At 43.7% G+C, this 15136-nt stretch carries 12 protein-coding genes, 1 pseudogene and 1 riboswitch; of the genes and pseudogenes, 1 reads left to right on the top strand and 12 read right to left on the bottom strand.

Translation table 11 applies throughout. From position 1 onward, the window contains the following. Positions 1 to 826, bottom strand: a pseudogene (locus LIR34_RS06575) (IS200/IS605 family accessory protein TnpB-related protein); the annotation flags it as partial. 154 nt (positions 827 to 980) lie between these two features. Here LIR34_RS06575 and LIR34_RS06570 point away from each other — a divergent pair. Further along, positions 981 to 1796, top strand: a complete 816-nt coding sequence (locus tag LIR34_RS06570; protein WP_244092238.1) for a substrate-binding domain-containing protein — start codon at positions 981 to 983, stop codon at positions 1794 to 1796. 5 nt (positions 1797 to 1801) lie between these two features. Here the strand turns inward: LIR34_RS06570 and LIR34_RS06565 are convergent, their stop codons facing one another. The 11 genes from LIR34_RS06565 to LIR34_RS06515 all read right to left on the bottom strand — a co-directional run bounded on the left by LIR34_RS06565 (position 1802) and on the right by LIR34_RS06515 (position 14995). After that, entirely contained in the window at positions 1802 to 3037 is a 1236-nt protein-coding gene (locus LIR34_RS06565) for a hypothetical protein (protein ID WP_173902315.1), read from the bottom strand. Between the two features lies 1 nt (position 3038). After that, complete coding sequence (locus tag LIR34_RS06560) at positions 3039 to 4028, bottom strand: oligopeptide/dipeptide ABC transporter ATP-binding protein (protein ID WP_173902314.1); 990 nt, start codon at positions 4026 to 4028, stop codon at positions 3039 to 3041. After that, a complete protein-coding gene (locus LIR34_RS06555) occupies positions 4021 to 4806 on the bottom strand; it encodes an ABC transporter ATP-binding protein (RefSeq protein ID WP_161286156.1) in 786 nt (261 codons plus the stop codon). The genes LIR34_RS06560 and LIR34_RS06555 overlap by 8 nt, the downstream gene beginning before the upstream one ends. 15 nt (positions 4807 to 4821) lie before the next feature. After that, positions 4822 to 6378, bottom strand: a complete 1557-nt coding sequence (locus LIR34_RS06550) for an ABC transporter substrate-binding protein (RefSeq protein WP_173902313.1) — start codon at positions 6376 to 6378, stop codon at positions 4822 to 4824. Between the two features lie 207 nt (positions 6379 to 6585). Further along, complete coding sequence (nikC, locus tag LIR34_RS06545) at positions 6586 to 7410, bottom strand: nickel transporter permease (RefSeq protein ID WP_173902312.1); 825 nt, start codon at positions 7408 to 7410, stop codon at positions 6586 to 6588. Between the two features lies 1 nt (position 7411). Further along, on the bottom strand, positions 7412 to 8350 hold the full coding sequence (nikB, locus tag LIR34_RS06540) for a nickel ABC transporter permease (protein ID WP_161286159.1): 939 nt from the start codon (positions 8348 to 8350) through the stop codon (positions 7412 to 7414). Between the two features lie 320 nt (positions 8351 to 8670). Then, positions 8671 to 8869: riboswitch (cobalamin riboswitch) on the bottom strand. Between the two features lie 244 nt (positions 8870 to 9113). After that, entirely contained in the window at positions 9114 to 9854 is a 741-nt protein-coding gene (locus tag LIR34_RS06535) for an amino acid ABC transporter ATP-binding protein (RefSeq protein WP_161286160.1), read from the bottom strand. After that, positions 9851 to 10642: an amino acid ABC transporter permease gene (locus LIR34_RS06530; RefSeq protein WP_173902322.1), complete on the bottom strand. Its 792-nt coding sequence runs from the start codon at positions 10640 to 10642 to the stop codon at positions 9851 to 9853. The genes LIR34_RS06535 and LIR34_RS06530 overlap by 4 nt, the downstream gene beginning before the upstream one ends. A 15-nt stretch (positions 10643 to 10657) precedes the next feature. After that, the gene (locus LIR34_RS06525; RefSeq protein WP_227240306.1) at positions 10658 to 11458 is read right to left on the bottom strand and encodes a transporter substrate-binding domain-containing protein; all 801 of its coding nucleotides are present in this window, start codon (positions 11456 to 11458) and stop codon (positions 10658 to 10660) included. Positions 11459 to 11698: 240 nt separating this feature from the next. Then, positions 11699 to 13156: a C40 family peptidase gene (locus LIR34_RS06520; RefSeq protein ID WP_173902311.1), complete on the bottom strand. Its 1458-nt coding sequence runs from the start codon at positions 13154 to 13156 to the stop codon at positions 11699 to 11701. A 210-nt stretch (positions 13157 to 13366) separates the two neighbouring features. Then, a complete protein-coding gene (locus LIR34_RS06515) occupies positions 13367 to 14995 on the bottom strand; it encodes an N-acetylmuramoyl-L-alanine amidase family protein (protein WP_173902310.1) in 1629 nt (542 codons plus the stop codon). Positions 14996 to 15136 lie beyond the last annotated feature (141 nt).

Raw genomic sequence — 15136 nt, 5'->3', positions numbered from 1 at the left:
GCTTCGCATAAGCCCATCTGCTTTTCACCTGTACAGAGCCATGCTTCCGCTGGAACCTGCTTATCCGTCCCAGTACACGGTACATCCGGTCTTTTTCACTGGAGAAGTTGATAAACTTTCTTCCCAGGACAGTTCCGTCTGACTGCATAATGGTGCAGACTGCATCCGTATTGATTCCCAGATCCACACTGCAGATGATCTGTTCTCTGATTGGTACTTTCGTAAGTATCACATCTTCTGTATAAGAAAAACGCAGAAAGTATTTCCTGTATCTTCTCTCTAATGTTGGGGCAGATGCTTTTTTCCCGGACCAGTTCTTCCTCAGATACTCCATATCCGTGTGACTTAACCGTACATGGAACCATTTCCAGTCATGACCGTCATATAACTTCAGATAAGCAGCATCCTTTCCGTTCTCATTCTCCCGGTACATCACATCACGGTAAAAGACCGGCATGGCATGATTCTCATGTACAAGTTTTGGCTTTCCTCCTATTTGACCTAATTTTTCCCACATCCCCATTCGAGTTTTGTAAGAGGATATGCTTCCCAGAGCATGCTGGATGGCTGCCCTTCTCAGATAGGAAGGCATCTTTGGAAAACGAATATCAAAATCAAAACGAGCCTGATTCTTTTTCGTTGTATGTATCAGGTGTTCTGCTTCATTGAAACGTTTCTTCGTTTCCGGAATTCTTTCCAGTTCTTCCCATACCTGCTCATAAATCTCTGTCAGATAGCTGACTGCAGACCTGTAAACATCCAGTGTCTGACGGATTGGAATATTCTGTTTTCGTAATTCCACGCCATAGCTGGATGTAATCTTCATATCTACTTCTTAACCTTTCTATCTTATAATGATGCAAATAAGTCCTATTTGTTCTTTCCTATTCTATTATAACTCTTTTTAGGTCCAATAAAACTCTCTTTTATGTTTTTTGTAAAAAATTTGCGCGTCTAACTCATCACTGAAAGTAACGAGAATGCGACGCGCAGTTATTCAATTTCAAATTCTTCCTTTAAACCAGATACTGAAAACTTATAATACCTACGGATACAAATTTCTTGTTTTTACCGGCAATGACCATGAAGCAACTGAACGAAAATATATTCAGGAACTTCTGTCTTATAAGATAGAAGGAATGATCATTTTAAGTCATACCATTCCTTCCAGAGAACTCGCCTCCTACAATCTTCCAATTGTGACGATCGAGCGTGAAGATCAGTTTGTAAACAGTGTCAATACTGACAACTATATGGGTGCGGTGCAGGCAACCAGCCTTCTTGCCAAGACAGGAGCAGATGTCCTGATCCATATCAATGCCGAATTATCTCCACAGATTCCATCCTATGGCCGTATAAAAGGCTTCTCTGATATCTGCGAGGAATATCAGATTCCACATGAGCTTATTCTTACAGCTACCGGAAGCAGTTATGAGGCAAGCTCTCAGATTCTCAAAAATTTGCTGGAAACAATTGATTCTAAATATCAAGGCAAAACAAAGGGAATTTTTCTTCCAAACGATACATTTGCCAACATAATGCTCAATCATCTGATTCAAAAGTATGGACAGCTTCCAGATGACTACAAGATCATAGGTTTTGATGATTCTCCTGTTTCCAGGGAAGCTATTGTTCCCATCAGTACTGTCGGACAGCAGATTGACAGAATTGCCGCATCCGCTATGGAAATCCTGCATGAGCAGATTACAGAACGGCATAAAAGAAAACCGGCTCTGTCTTCTGAGCCGGTTCACAAGATTATTCCGCCGATTCTGATTAAGCGAGAAACGACATAAAACTATTAGAAGATTCTTTCTTTCACACTTTCCAGATCCGAGGCTTCCGTCAGTTCTTTAAATTTCTGCGGGTCCGTATCCGCATCGAACTGTCGGATCACCTCCATCAGGTCATCACAGCTGTACGCATTTTCATAAATTCCTGTCGCATAACCATACAGTTCAATATATTCTTCTTCTGATTTTGCAGTCCAGAGATCCTGGTACAGACGCACTGCCTCTCCATCCTCTTTTACTGCATCTGCACTTCCTGTGATGGCATTATAGATCATCGCAAATGCAGGACCTGCCATGGAAGCATATTTGCCGCGTACATAGTCAATCGGTGCATTTCCAAAAGAGTCTTTTTCTTTGAAGATTTCAAAATTCTGCTCAGAAAAACTGTCGATCGCACCCACCATGATATTACTGTTCTGTTCTTTTTCTTTGGCTGAAATCTTATCAAGATATGTGGATACATGGAATGCACTCATAAGAGTGTTGCAGTTTCCAGAGGACAATACCGCTTCAAGATTCTTAAGACCGTTCCCGCCTTCTGTATATCCCGGACAGATCGTAACATGTACCATTCCATCTTTATCTGTGAGTTCTGTGGTCTTATCTGTTTTTGAAAGTTCTTCTGCCGATTCCGGAAGTACAAGTCCTGCTTTTTCTTCCAGCGTGTTGAGCATTCCCCAGGTTCTGACCTGATGAAGACGATTTCCAACGGATGCACCACCAGACATGATCACAATATTTCCGGCACCTTTGTCCAGGAAAAATTCCGTCATATCGCATCCGGCTTCATAAACCGCCTCAAGATCCGGTCCGACACTTCCCATATACCAGGGATTATCCCTGATCACTTCGTAGTTTTCATCACTCACGCTGTTAGAGCCGAGTGCATAGTAGATTTCATCTTTTTCACAGGTTTTTATGACATCCTGAAGTCCATCCGCAAATCCGGCAAAAGAAATGATTCCCTCTGCTCCGTTTGCTTTCGCTTCATCAATAAAATCACACTCTGCCTGTGTATCTGCGATCTTTCCGGAAAAGATAAATTTCACCGGAAAACCTGCTTCAATATAATCCCGGTAATAACTTGCAAACATTTCCATCTCTGCTGAATCCGGATCATACATTGCCACACCAATCGTATGAATTTCTCCTTCACTGTAGGTCTCTGCCGAAGCCCATGCCATCTCCTGTGTTCCATTCAGAAGTGTCGCACACAGTATCAGACTGAGTATTTTTTTCTTCATATTATTTGCTTCCTCCCGTCTGTTTTTTTGCTTTTTCTACATAAAAACAGGCTGCTTCATGACCCTTTGAGATTTCTTTCAGTTCCGGCATTTTTTTCTTACATATTTCCATACAGTGCTCACAGCGGTTCTGGAACGGACATCCTGTCGGCACGTCCAGCGGACTTGGTGCCTCGCTTTCAATGCTTTCAAGCTTTTTGGATGGATCCATATGAACAGAAAACTGTGCTCCGACCAAAGCTCTGGTATACGGATGCACTGCATTACCGGAAACATCTTCCCCCGGAAGTATTTCTACAATATGTCCCAGATACATGACTGCAATCTGATGTGCAAAGGATCGGATCAGTGCCAGATCATGACAGATAAAGATCATACAAATATTTTTTTCTTTCTGCAGACGTACCAAAAGTTCAATGACGGACTCCTGTACAGAAACATCCAGTGCAGAGGTTGCCTCATCACAGACCAGTATCTCCGGTTCCAGAGAAAGAGCTCTTGCAATGCTGATCCTCTGTCTCTGTCCACCACTCATATTGTGCGGATAACGGTCAACAAAGTCTTCAGGAAGTTCCACCATACGGAGAAGTTCCTTGGCTTTTGCAGTTCTCTCACTTCTTTTGATTTTTTTATAATTCATCAGAGGCTCTGTCAGAATATCTCTGATTTTCATCTTTGGGTTAAAAGATGCCAGCGGATCCTGAAAAACCATCTGCAGATTCTGACGGTTTTCCCAGGTTTCTTTCTTTGAAAGTCCCGTGATATTTTTGCCATGATAAAGGACTTCTCCACTCGTTGGCTGATCCAGGGAAATCACCATACGGACAAAGGTTGACTTTCCACATCCACTTTCTCCTACAATCCCCAAAGTCCGTCCCTTATACATGGTAAGGTTGACATCATTGCAGGCAGTTAAGGTTCTGCCATGGGAAGCAGGGAACTGTTTTACAATATGCTTGGCCTGCATGATGATCTCATGATTTTCAGACATATCGTTTTCCCTCCATTTCCGGAACTGACTCCAGAAGTTTCTTTGTGTAATCACTGGTCGGGTGGTTCAGAACTTCTTCTCTGGTTCCATGATCAACTACTTTTCCATGACGCATGACGATCAGCTGATCTGCCATATAAGCTGCCACACCAATATTATGCGTAACAATGATAATGCCTGTTCCAAAATCATCCCGAAGTTCCATCATCTGACGGACGATCTGTGCCTGTGTGGTGACATCCAGTGCACTTGTCGGTTCGTCCGCCAGAAGAAGTTCCGGATTAAATGTCATCGCCATGGCAATGCCGACACGCTGACGCATACCGCCTGACAGCTGATAAGGATAGCTGTTCATGATATTCTCCGCATCCGGAAGACGCATTTTGGAAAGCATGGAAACAGCCTTCTGCCATGCCTCTTTTTTTGCCATAGGCTCATGTGTACAAATATATTCTACATACTGACTGCCAATCTTACGAATGGGATTCAGAGTTCCTCCACAGTCCTGAAAGATCATGGAAATCTTGCTTCCGCGAAGTTTTCTCCAGTCACTTTGGGAGTTTTTAAGGAGGGATTTGCCGTGAAAGAGAATATCTCCGCTGGCAACCCTGCCCGCTCCGGGGAGAGCCCCCAGAACGGCACGGATCACTGTCGTCTTTCCACTTCCACTCTCTCCTACGATGCTGATGATCTCACCCTTTTTCATGGAAAGATCAAAATGTTCGATCGTAGGAATCTGATTTCCATACTGTACAGCCAGATCTTTAATTTCCAGCATACATAGACTCCTTTATCACTCAGCCATCTTCATATCAGCAGTTACCCAGTAGTAATCCATCGGATACATTACCAGTCCTTCTACTGTTGATTTGGAGATAAGGAAGGTATTTTCATATCCGAAGAATACAGTAGCTGCATCGTCCATGATCGCCTGCTGGATCTTCGCGATCAGTTCTTTTCTTGCATCTGTGTCAATAGTTTCTGCCAGTTCATCCAGCCATGCGTCTACATCTTTGTTTGCATAACCTGAAGTGTTGTTTGCAGATGTACTGTACCAGTTCTCACGAAGATAGTTTTCCGGATCTCCTGTATTGGCAACAAGCACATTCCAGATCAGCAGGTCATACTGTGAAGAATCACGACGGTCAAGAAGTGTCTCGTAGGATACACAGTCAAGCTTGATGTTGATGCCGATCTCTTTGAGACTTGCCTGAGCTGCCTGTGCATATACACCAAGCTCTGCACGGCTGTCATAGTATACGAAGGTAAGCTCCAGCGGCTCTCCGTCCGGAGTTTCAACATAGCCATCACCGTCAGTATCTTTGTATCCTGCATCTTCAAGAATCTTCTTTGCTCCATCTGGATCATAGGAGTTCTCATCGTTCAGATCATCATATTCATAATCCAGTGTCGGAGGTACCGGTGCTTTTCCAGGTGTTGCGCCGCCTTCAAGCAGAACACTTGTATAGGTTTCTTTGTCAAGTCCGCGGAGAAGTGCCTGACGAAGCGCCAGATCTCCAAGTGCACCGTTTTCATTCATAAATGCATAGGTGGAACGAAGGGATTCCAGGGACTGGATAGTGTAGTTATCATTTCCTTCAAACTCAAATACGTTTTCTGTCTTTAAGTTATAAGCCACATCAATCTCACCGGACTGCAGAGCCATGGAACGAGTGGTCTGGTCACCGATGATACGCAGCGTCACGCTGTCATTCGGAACCTCTCCGTCCCAGTAGTATTCATTGCGGACAACGACGGTATCTCCGTCCGGATCAAAGGACTGGAATGCGTACGGACCTGTACATACCGGACCTTCTGTCGCAATGTTGGAATTATCAATGCTTGTATCCATGATCAGAAACAGCGGATCAGCCAGACAGCCTGCCATATTCGCGTTTGCTCTGTTCAGATTGAAGATGACATTCTGACCATCAACATCAATACCTGCAATGTCAAAGAACTCCGGTACACGGTTTGACATCTCAATCGTACGTTCCAGAGAAGCTTTTACCAGCTCCGGTGTAAGATCATTGCCATTTGAGAATTTTACACCGTCACGGATGGTAAAAGTCCAGGTCTTTCCGTCTTCACTGTTTGTCCACTCTGTTGCAAGACATGGTACCATGTTTCCTTCTTCATCAAATCTGGTAAGTCCCTGTCCGACACCATAACGTGAAATGACCCAGCTGAAATACTGCTCTGTAGGCTCCAGTGTATCTGCAAAGCTTGTTACACCGATCGTCATTGTCTTTGCATCTGCTGCCCATACCGGTGCTGTTGATGTGAGTGAGATTGTCATAAGTGCTGCTAGTGCTGCTGCGGCAAGTTTTTTTGCGATTCTGTTTTTCATATATTTTCTCCTTTAATATTTTTCGGTAGTTTATGATACCTACGAATTGCTCCGTTACCGAGTAACTCTCGCAATTCTACCCTCTTTTCGCATATCGCGGGATTATCATCCCACTTTTATGCTCATATCGGGGCGGGTTCCAAGATTCTTCATCCACTTATGAGCAAGCTCATGTGGATTCATCTCTTTTCACCCTGGTATCGTATATTAGTCTTGTCTCGGGTCCAGAATATCACGGATACTGTCACCAAGCATATTAAATACGATTACGACGATTACGATGGCAATACCAGGTGCGATCATCAGCCATGGTGCCTTTGCCATATAGGTTCTTCCTTCATTCAGCATCAGTCCCCATTCCGGTGTCGGTGCGACCGCACCAAAGCCCAGGAAAGAGAGAGATGCCAACTCCAGCATCATGGTTCCCATATCTGCTGCTGCCGTTACTGTCATGGTTGTCAGCATATTCGGGAGTATGTGCTTCCAGAGAATTTTTAATGTACCGGTACCGTTTACAACTGCAGCTTCCACATACAGGTTTCGTTTTACTTTCAAAACCATACTTCTTGCCAGACGGGCATATTTTGTCCAGCTTACCGCAGTGATGGCGATAACTCCGTTTCGAAGACTTGGTCCGAGCATACCTGCAATCGCGATCGCCAGGATCATTCCCGGAAAGGAGATCATCATATCTGCGATTCTCATGATCACCTGATCGATCCAGCCGCCAAAATATCCTGCGATGATCCCAAGTAAGGTTCCCACAACAAAGATCGTCGCTACAAGGATCAGAGTGGAAACCAGAGAAGTTCTGGTGCCATAGATCACACGGGAAAGCAGATCCCGCCCCAGTTTGTCAGCACCGAGCGGGTATTCTGCACAGGGTGCTTTCAAAGAGTCCAGCATCACGGCTTCCAACGGATCCTTCGGTGCAACCCATGGTGCAAAAACAGCCACGCCGACAATGACAAGTGCAAGAATAAAGAATAAGGTAAACTGTTTATGAGCCAGGAAAAAATTCTGCTTCTTCACTTTATTTGACCTCCTTTATTCTTGGATCCAGATAAGTATAGGATAAATCAACAATGATGTTGATGACCATATACATAACTGCGATCATAAGTACATATGCCTGCACCATCGGATAATCTCGACAGGCAATCGCCTTGATCGCCATACTTCCCATTCCCGGCCAGTTGTAGATGATCTCAACAACAGCCGTTCCTCCAAGCAGCGATCCCAGCGAAAGTCCAAGAAGGGTAACGATCGGAAGCATTGCGTTTGGAAGTACATGTCTCCAGAGGATCACGCTCTCTTTGATACCTCGCATTCTGGCTCCGATGACATAGTCCTGACGAAGTTCCTCCAGAACTGCATTTCTCACCTGCCTGGTATACTTGGCTGACATGGAAAGTGCCAGTGTCACAGCCGGCAGGATCATTGCCTTAAAGTCCGTTGTACCTCCCGCTACATTGATCCAGCGGAGCTGGACTCCAAAGATACTCAGAAGAATCAGACCGATCCAGAAGCTTGGGACAGATACTCCAAAAAAAGTAATCCCACGGATCAGATAATCCGGCCACTTATTCTGATACACTGCTGAAAGAATCCCACAGGGTATGGAAAATAAGATCATCAGCAGAAGCGCGAACAGTGACATCTGAAGCGTTGGCCAGAAACACTTCATCAGTTTTTCAGTTACAGGAACTTTAAACGCATACGAAGTTCCCATGTCTCCGGTAAGTACTCCTTTTACCCAGGATCCGTACTGTACCAGAAACGGCTGGTCAAGGCCCAGTTCATGTCTCGTCTGTTCGAGGAGTTCCGGTGTCGGCAGATTACCACACTCAGTCAGCATGATCTCTGCGGGATCTCCCGGTGAAAGATAAGTAAGCCCGAATGTAAAAAAACTTACACCGATAAGAACGATCAGAATCTGCAGGAGCCTTTTTCCGATTTGTTTTTTTGACATTGTTTCTCCTTCCTACATTAGTAGAGGTTTTTTGTTACTGTTCACTCCGTTCGCAGTAACTTGGTCAAAATGCATTCCAAATCACCTTCGGTGATGGCATTTTGCCCCGTATGTCTCGGGATTTTGCCATATTCATGGCAAAACACCTCGCGGGATATTACCTGTGAACAGTTACGGTTTTTTACCAGATGCGATTCAAAAAGGGCAGGGGAAAATACGCTTTTGAGTAAAAGCGCAGAAAAAAACATCCGCATAGACTACGGATGTTTGCACACGAAAAAACAATGCTTCCTATCTACCGTAAGAATCATATCTAATCATTTGCAAGCAGGTCTCCTGACTTAAGTTCCTCGCTCCAAAACCCCTTCCCGGACTGACTTGCGCCTTCCCAGTGGTCAATTATGTTTTGCAGCTCCCTATCACAGTGACGGGATCGTACCGGATTTACACCGGTTTCCCTTTTAATCTGTCCGGAATCCACATTTCAAGCTAAACGGATATTCAGACAGAACTTACAAAGGCTGGTTCAAAACCAACAAATGTTATGTATTTACAACTTTATAATATCTTACATTTTTTTCCATGTCCAGAAATGTTTCTTTATAAATTGTATTTTTTTATATACAAAAATAGAAAACTTTCCTGTTTTTGCGTGGCCAAAATGGGGGAGTCTGAGGGGGACTTTCGGCCTTCGCAACTTTGAGATAGTCCCCCTCAGGGTTTTATGTTTGTCAAACAGACGGGCCGCCGGGCAGTTCCCGGCTCAGGCATTTCGGAATCGACTCAAAAATTCCTTCGTCATTTCTTTCTGCGGATTTTCAAAAATCTGCTGTGAAGTCCCTTCCTCAACAATAACACCATCACCCATGAAGATTACATGCTTTGCCACATCTTTTGCAAAAGCCATTTCATGTGTGACAATAATCATTGTAAGTCCGTCCTTAGCAAGCGTTCTCATAACCTCCAGAACTTCCCCTACCATCTGCGGATCCAGTGCAGAGGTCGGCTCATCAAAAAGCAGGATTTCCGGTTCCATCGCAAGTGCTCTTGCAATCGCAACCCTCTGCTTCTGTCCTCCGGAAAGCTGCTTCGGCTTCGCATTGATATACGGTGCCATGCCAACCTTTTCGAGATACATCATTGCATTTTTTTGTGCTTCTTCTTTGCTTTTTTTGAGAACTTTTTCCTGTCCGACTGTACAGTTCTTAAGAACCGTCATGTTGCTAAAAAGATTAAAGTTCTGAAACACCATACCAACCTTCGAACGATACTCCGGAACATTCACATGTCTGTCCATGATGTTTGTTCCATGATAACAGATTTCACCGGATGATGGTGTCTCCAGAAGGTTCATACAACGCAGAAGTGTGGATTTACCGGAGCCGGAAGGACCGATAATGCAGGTAACATCTTTCGGTTTCACAGAGAAATCAATATCTTTCAAAATCTCATGCGTTCCGAAGGATTTTCCCAGATGCTGTACTTTCAGAATTGTCTCATTCATTCTCTGCTGTCCTTCCTTTCCTTGTAAGAATACATACCACTTGTATGTGTCAGGGTATCTGCAGTAGCCAGATCATAGTTATCCGGTCCGTCCATCTTACGCTCGATCACACGCAGAATTCTGGAGCAGGTAAATGTCATGATAAAATAAATGACCATAGCTATTGTGAAGGACTCAAAGTATGTATACAGTGCACCTGCCACACCCTTAGTCGTATAAAAAAGTTCTACCGTACCGATAATGGAAAGTACACAGGTATCTTTGATATTGATGATCAGGTTATTGCCGATCTGCGGCATGATGTTTCTGAGTGCCTGCGGCAGAATAACATGAATCATAGTCTGTACATGTGTCATGCCGATTGCCTTGGCACCCTCTGTCTGTCCCGGATCGATTGAGAGAATACCGCCGCGGACAGTTTCTGCCATATATGCACCTGTGTTGATGGACACAATAAAAATTGCGGCAAACCACATGGACATATTAATATTGAACAGATATGCACTACCGAAATAAATAAACATTGCCTGTGCCATCATAGGTGTTCCACGGAAAAACTCCACATAGCAGGCAAGAATAAATTTTACGATTTTGACCAGTATCTTCTTAGCTGTGGAATCGTTTCTGTCTATTGGAATCGTCTGCACGATACCTACAAGAAATCCAATGATGCATCCAAAAAGTGTTCCGACCAGAGCCAGCCACATGCTGACTCCGGCTCCCTTTGCAAAAGAAGGACCGTATTGCTGAAGAAGATAAATGATTCTTCCTCCAAAACTCTCAGGCAGCATTTTGCTCCTCCTTTATGATTCGCTGGACAGAGGCTGTACAGAAATTGCCTCATCCATCATCTTGCTGTAATCATCTTCGGTCATCTCGCTTAAGACTCCGTTGATGGCATCTTTGAGTTCATCATTTCCTTTTTTCAGGGAAATACCAATGTTGATATCCTCATCAGATACCTCAAAAGCTCCCTCTGTATCGCTAAAATCAAGAAGTTTGAAATCCGGATAAGCAACGCAGGCTGCTTTTCCTGTCGGCATATCGGTTACAACAGCATCACATTTGCCGGATTCCAGAGCGACAAGCATCGCCGGTGCACTTTCCTGTGCAGGAAGAATATTGGCATCCGGGATCTGCGGCAGACAGGAATCATACCAGATCGTATTCTGCTGAGATGTCACAGTTGCTCCTTTGAGGTCTTCAACACTTGCTGCGTCTTTATAATCTCCATCCTCTTTTACAAGAGTGATGATAGATGCATAATAATATGGGTCTGTAAAATCAACCATCTGCTGACGTTCCTTGGTGATGGACTGTCCTGCAATGACACAGTCAACCTGTCCGGACTGTACTGCCGGTACAAGGGAATCCCAGTCAAGCTTTACAATCTCCAGATCATAGCCAAGTTCATCTGCAATCTTCTTTGCCATCATGACATCATATCCATATGCGTAATCAGAGCTTCCTGAAATCTGTACCGCGCCATTGGAATCATCCGGCTGTGTCCAGTTGTATGGTGCATAACCGCACTCCATAGCAACCTTGAGTGTCTTTTTATCAGCCGCGCTTACACTCTGCACTCCAAATACTCCACATGTCATAGATGCTGTTACAGCCGCTACTGTCAACATTCTCCACATTTTCGTCTTCCTCATTTTCGTTTCCTCCTAAAATATACCTGTAAAGTAAAAAAAAGCGCACGGAACCACGAAGTGCCCCATTGCGCTTTATGCCATTCTAATACTTTATTGTTGGAAAGTCAATCTTTTTGTTCTGTCAAAAGATATAGAAAATATAAGTAAAAAAACGGCAGCTTCACGCCACCGTTTTTATAAATTATTTTATGAAGGTCTTCTTACAGAAAGAATGGTTCTGTAAGTTGCATCATTACTGATCTTGATACCATCCTGGGAGTTTGATGCGTGAACGATCTGTCCGTTGCCCATGTAGATAGCTACATGACCGCCATAGCAGATCAGGTCACCTGGCTGTGCATCTGCATAAGAAACCTCAGTTCCCCAGTTCTGCTGCTCGTAGGATGTTCTCGGAAGGCTGTAACCAAACTGTGCATATACACTCTGTGTAAATCCAGAGCAGTCCGCACCGCTTGTAAGGCTTGTTCCACCCCATACATACGGGTTTCCGACAAACTGCAGTGCATAGTCTACGATAGAAGAGCCAGAACCACTGGATGAGCTGGAAGAACTGGATGAAGTATCTACATCCTCCGGATTTACAGTGTTGTCACTGTCGATCACATTACCATATTCATCATATTCTACCCCATCACTGCTGTCAGATGTACTCTCGTCATCGCTGCTGTCGGTATTTTCGTCATCAGAAGAGTCTTCACTGTCAGAATTCTCATCCTCTGTGTCTTCATCATCTTCTGTATACTCACCATCCTCAGAAATCTCTTCCTGATCTTCTTCATCAGTATTCTCATCATACTGATCTTCCTGATTTTCCTGCTCCTGTGCAGCCTCTTCCTCGGCTTCCTGTCTTGCAGCTTCTTCTGCTGCTGCAGCTGCTTCTGCCTCTGCCTGACGTCTTGCTTCTTCCTCAGCTGCAATTCGCTCTGCCTCAAGCTGCTCGATCTCTGCCTGCTGCTGAACGATGAGGTTGGAATACTCTGTCGCCATCTGCTGTGCATATGCAATTTCATTGTCACAGTCAGCAGAATTAGCTTTCTTAGTATCAATCTGTGTCTGAAGGTTTACTGACTCAGACTCATATTCCTGCTTCATGCCTTCCAGTTCAGCCTTCTCCTGCTTATACTGATCTCCAAGCTGTGTTACCTGTGCGATCGTATTTGCATATTTCTCAAGGCTCTGTCTGTCATACTCATACATCTTCTGTGTATATTCTGCCTTTGTCAGAAGATCAGAAAGATTCTCTGCGTCCATCATCATCTGGAACCATGCAGCATTGCCGCCCTTCTCATAAATATACTGGATACGCTCTTTCATTGCTTCGTACTGCTTTGTCTTGGCATTCTGTGCTTTCTCAAGAGCAGTCTGTGTAGTCTGAATGTCAGTTTCTTTATTGCTGATATCCCCTTCAAGGGTCTGAATGGAAACCATGACATTTACAAGATTTGCATCCAAAGCATTAATTTCATTCTGTAACTGCTGCTTTGCTGAATAAAGCTGATCAATCTGTGCATATGTAGCATCCAGCTGTGCACTGGTAGCTGCCTGTTCTTCTCTCAGCTCATCTTCTCTTGACGCGCTTACACTGACAACCTGTGCTGCAGTCATCATTAATGCCAACGTCATGCAAACAATTCGTTTCTTCATGTTTTCACCTCATAATCTAAATCTATCTATTTTGTAACATTTCCGAAATATCTTATCGAACTTCTTTTACATATTAACATATCGTTCTCAAGAACGCAAGAGTAAATAATTAAAAATTTTAAAATTTTGTAACATTTATTAAAGAATACGAAAAAAGAGAGACGTTCTTCTGTAACAAAAACGTCTCTCTTCTATATTCAATATTTAGCTTCAACTGTAAAGATCCGCAAGAATCTGTGCAGCTGTCTTGTTCTTATATCCCTCCGGATCAGAAAGTGTACTGCTGTACCATCTCAGATAATTACCTCTTCGGATATAGTTACCACAGGATGTATGGTAATTATACTTTGTAAATCCTTTATATCTGGACATATAAGTCTTGGCAAGTGCTACTGCCTGACTGTCATAATCTCCACTCGGTGTGCAGGTTCCTGCAAGCTGGCAGCCAGCCTGCGGTGTGGAATGAATAACTACCGCACTCTTATCCGGACACTGTCCGAGAATAATCCAGGTATGCCCGTCATCATAGCCAATATCTCCCGGCTGCATCTTCCAGCCACTCTGAGACAGATAGTTCTGATTTACAATCTTACCCCATTTCAGAGTATTCTGATAATAAGAACCGATATCTCCTGAGACAACTGTATAACCACCGCTCTCTCCTGATTTTGTATGCATGACCTGATAAGATGCCCAGCCTACAAATCCGGAACAATCCAGACCCTTGGCTCTGTTTGCATCACTTAAGTCTCTGTAATTATTGTAATCATAATTGCTGTTCTGACTATTATACCAGGAAATCCATGTCGGACTTACGCCCTTTCTGTTGGAATCATTCCAGCCTCCGCCCCATACATACAGAGCCTGGCCTACCGGCTGCAATGCTCCTGCAAGATAATTCTTGATCGTTCTTGCAGAGGTCGGTGTAGTTGGACCTGAATTAGAAGATTCCTTATAAGAATCTGTCAGCACTCCATTTGAATCAAACACATAATACGTACCATCGATCAGCTTTTTGCCCGTTGTTATTGTGGTGGTACTTGGATCAATATAATATTTCTTGCCATCAACGCTTATCCATCCGGTACTTACAAGTCCGGTTTTGGGATTAAAGTAATATTTCTTGCCATCAACACTCTTAAATCCCTTGTACATAACTCCTGTATTCTTTGCGAAATAATAGCGACCGCCTTTACTGTTCTTGAGCCATCCCGTCGCCATTATGTAAGTCTTGCCACGAAAATAACGCACATTTCCATTGGCTGCTGTCAGAAATCCGCTCTTGGTTGCACCAGTGCTTCCATCAAAATAGTAATAATAAGAACCAATTTTCTTAAGTCCTCTGTACATCACGCCATCTGACGGTCTGAAATACCACTTCTGCCCTTTGCTGTTCTTCATCCAGCCGGTTGCCATTGTATAAGTACCGGGCGAAAAATATCTCACAACTGTCTTCGAAAATCTGACAAACCCACTGACCGTATATCCTGTAGAAGGTTTGAAATAATAGTAGTTTCCTCCGACTTTCTTAAGCCCCTTAGACATAACTCCTGTTCTGGAATCAAAATATCTCTTCGGCCCTTTGGAGCTCTTCTGCCAGCCTTTATAAAGAACTCCAGTCTTTGTATTCAGAAAATACTTATTATTGCCAAGTGTAAGCCAGCCCTTGACCCTCTTACCATTCTTATAATAGTAAGTCTTGCCGTTGATCGTACGAAATCCTGTTATCGCTGCTGCCTGGGTTTCTACGGTTGTCGCCTGCAATGTAAAACCAACTGCAAAAAGCATAATTCCCAAAAGAATGCCCCAGATCCCGGCTCTTTTACATACCTTCTTCATATATTATCCTCTTTCCGAAAAATTAGGTGGTAACTGTCCGGCATACAGTTCACTGTCCTCCGAATAATTACATTCATTGTTACTTTTTTCGTTATATTTTTTTACAATATTATTACAATACCATGTAGGTATTATATCTCA

Origin of the sequence: Blautia sp. MSK17_66 (assembly GCF_020538025.1) — a bacterium.
Classification (GTDB): domain Bacteria; phylum Bacillota; class Clostridia; order Lachnospirales; family Lachnospiraceae; genus Blautia_A.
Note: the sequence above shows the minus strand (reverse complement) of the source record. Positions and strands in the feature narration are given on the sequence as shown.

What these genes read in the sequence shown, in the direction of transcription:
- LIR34_RS06570 (WP_244092238.1), top strand. Translation starts at nt 981, where the DNA reads ATGCGACGCGCAGTTATTCAATTTCAAATTCTTCCTTTAAACCAGATA.
- LIR34_RS06555 (WP_161286156.1), bottom strand. Translation starts at nt 4,806, where the DNA reads ATGCTGGAAATTAAAGATCTGGCTGTACAGTATGGAAATCAGATTCCT.
- LIR34_RS06535 (WP_161286160.1), bottom strand. Translation starts at nt 9,854, where the DNA reads ATGAATGAGACAATTCTGAAAGTACAGCATCTGGGAAAATCCTTCGGA.
- LIR34_RS06565 (WP_173902315.1), bottom strand. Translation starts at nt 3,037, where the DNA reads ATGAAGAAAAAAATACTCAGTCTGATACTGTGTGCGACACTTCTGAAT.
- LIR34_RS06550 (WP_173902313.1), bottom strand. Translation starts at nt 6,378, where the DNA reads ATGAAAAACAGAATCGCAAAAAAACTTGCCGCAGCAGCACTAGCAGCA.
- LIR34_RS06520 (WP_173902311.1), bottom strand. Translation starts at nt 13,156, where the DNA reads ATGAAGAAACGAATTGTTTGCATGACGTTGGCATTAATGATGACTGCA.
- LIR34_RS06560 (WP_173902314.1), bottom strand. Translation starts at nt 4,028, where the DNA reads ATGTCTGAAAATCATGAGATCATCATGCAGGCCAAGCATATTGTAAAA.
- LIR34_RS06525 (WP_227240306.1), bottom strand. Translation starts at nt 11,458, where the DNA reads ATGACATGTGGAGTATTTGGAGTGCAGAGTGTAAGCGCGGCTGATAAA.
- LIR34_RS06515 (WP_173902310.1), bottom strand. Translation starts at nt 14,995, where the DNA reads ATGAAGAAGGTATGTAAAAGAGCCGGGATCTGGGGCATTCTTTTGGGA.
- nikB (WP_161286159.1), bottom strand. Translation starts at nt 8,350, where the DNA reads ATGTCAAAAAAACAAATCGGAAAAAGGCTCCTGCAGATTCTGATCGTT.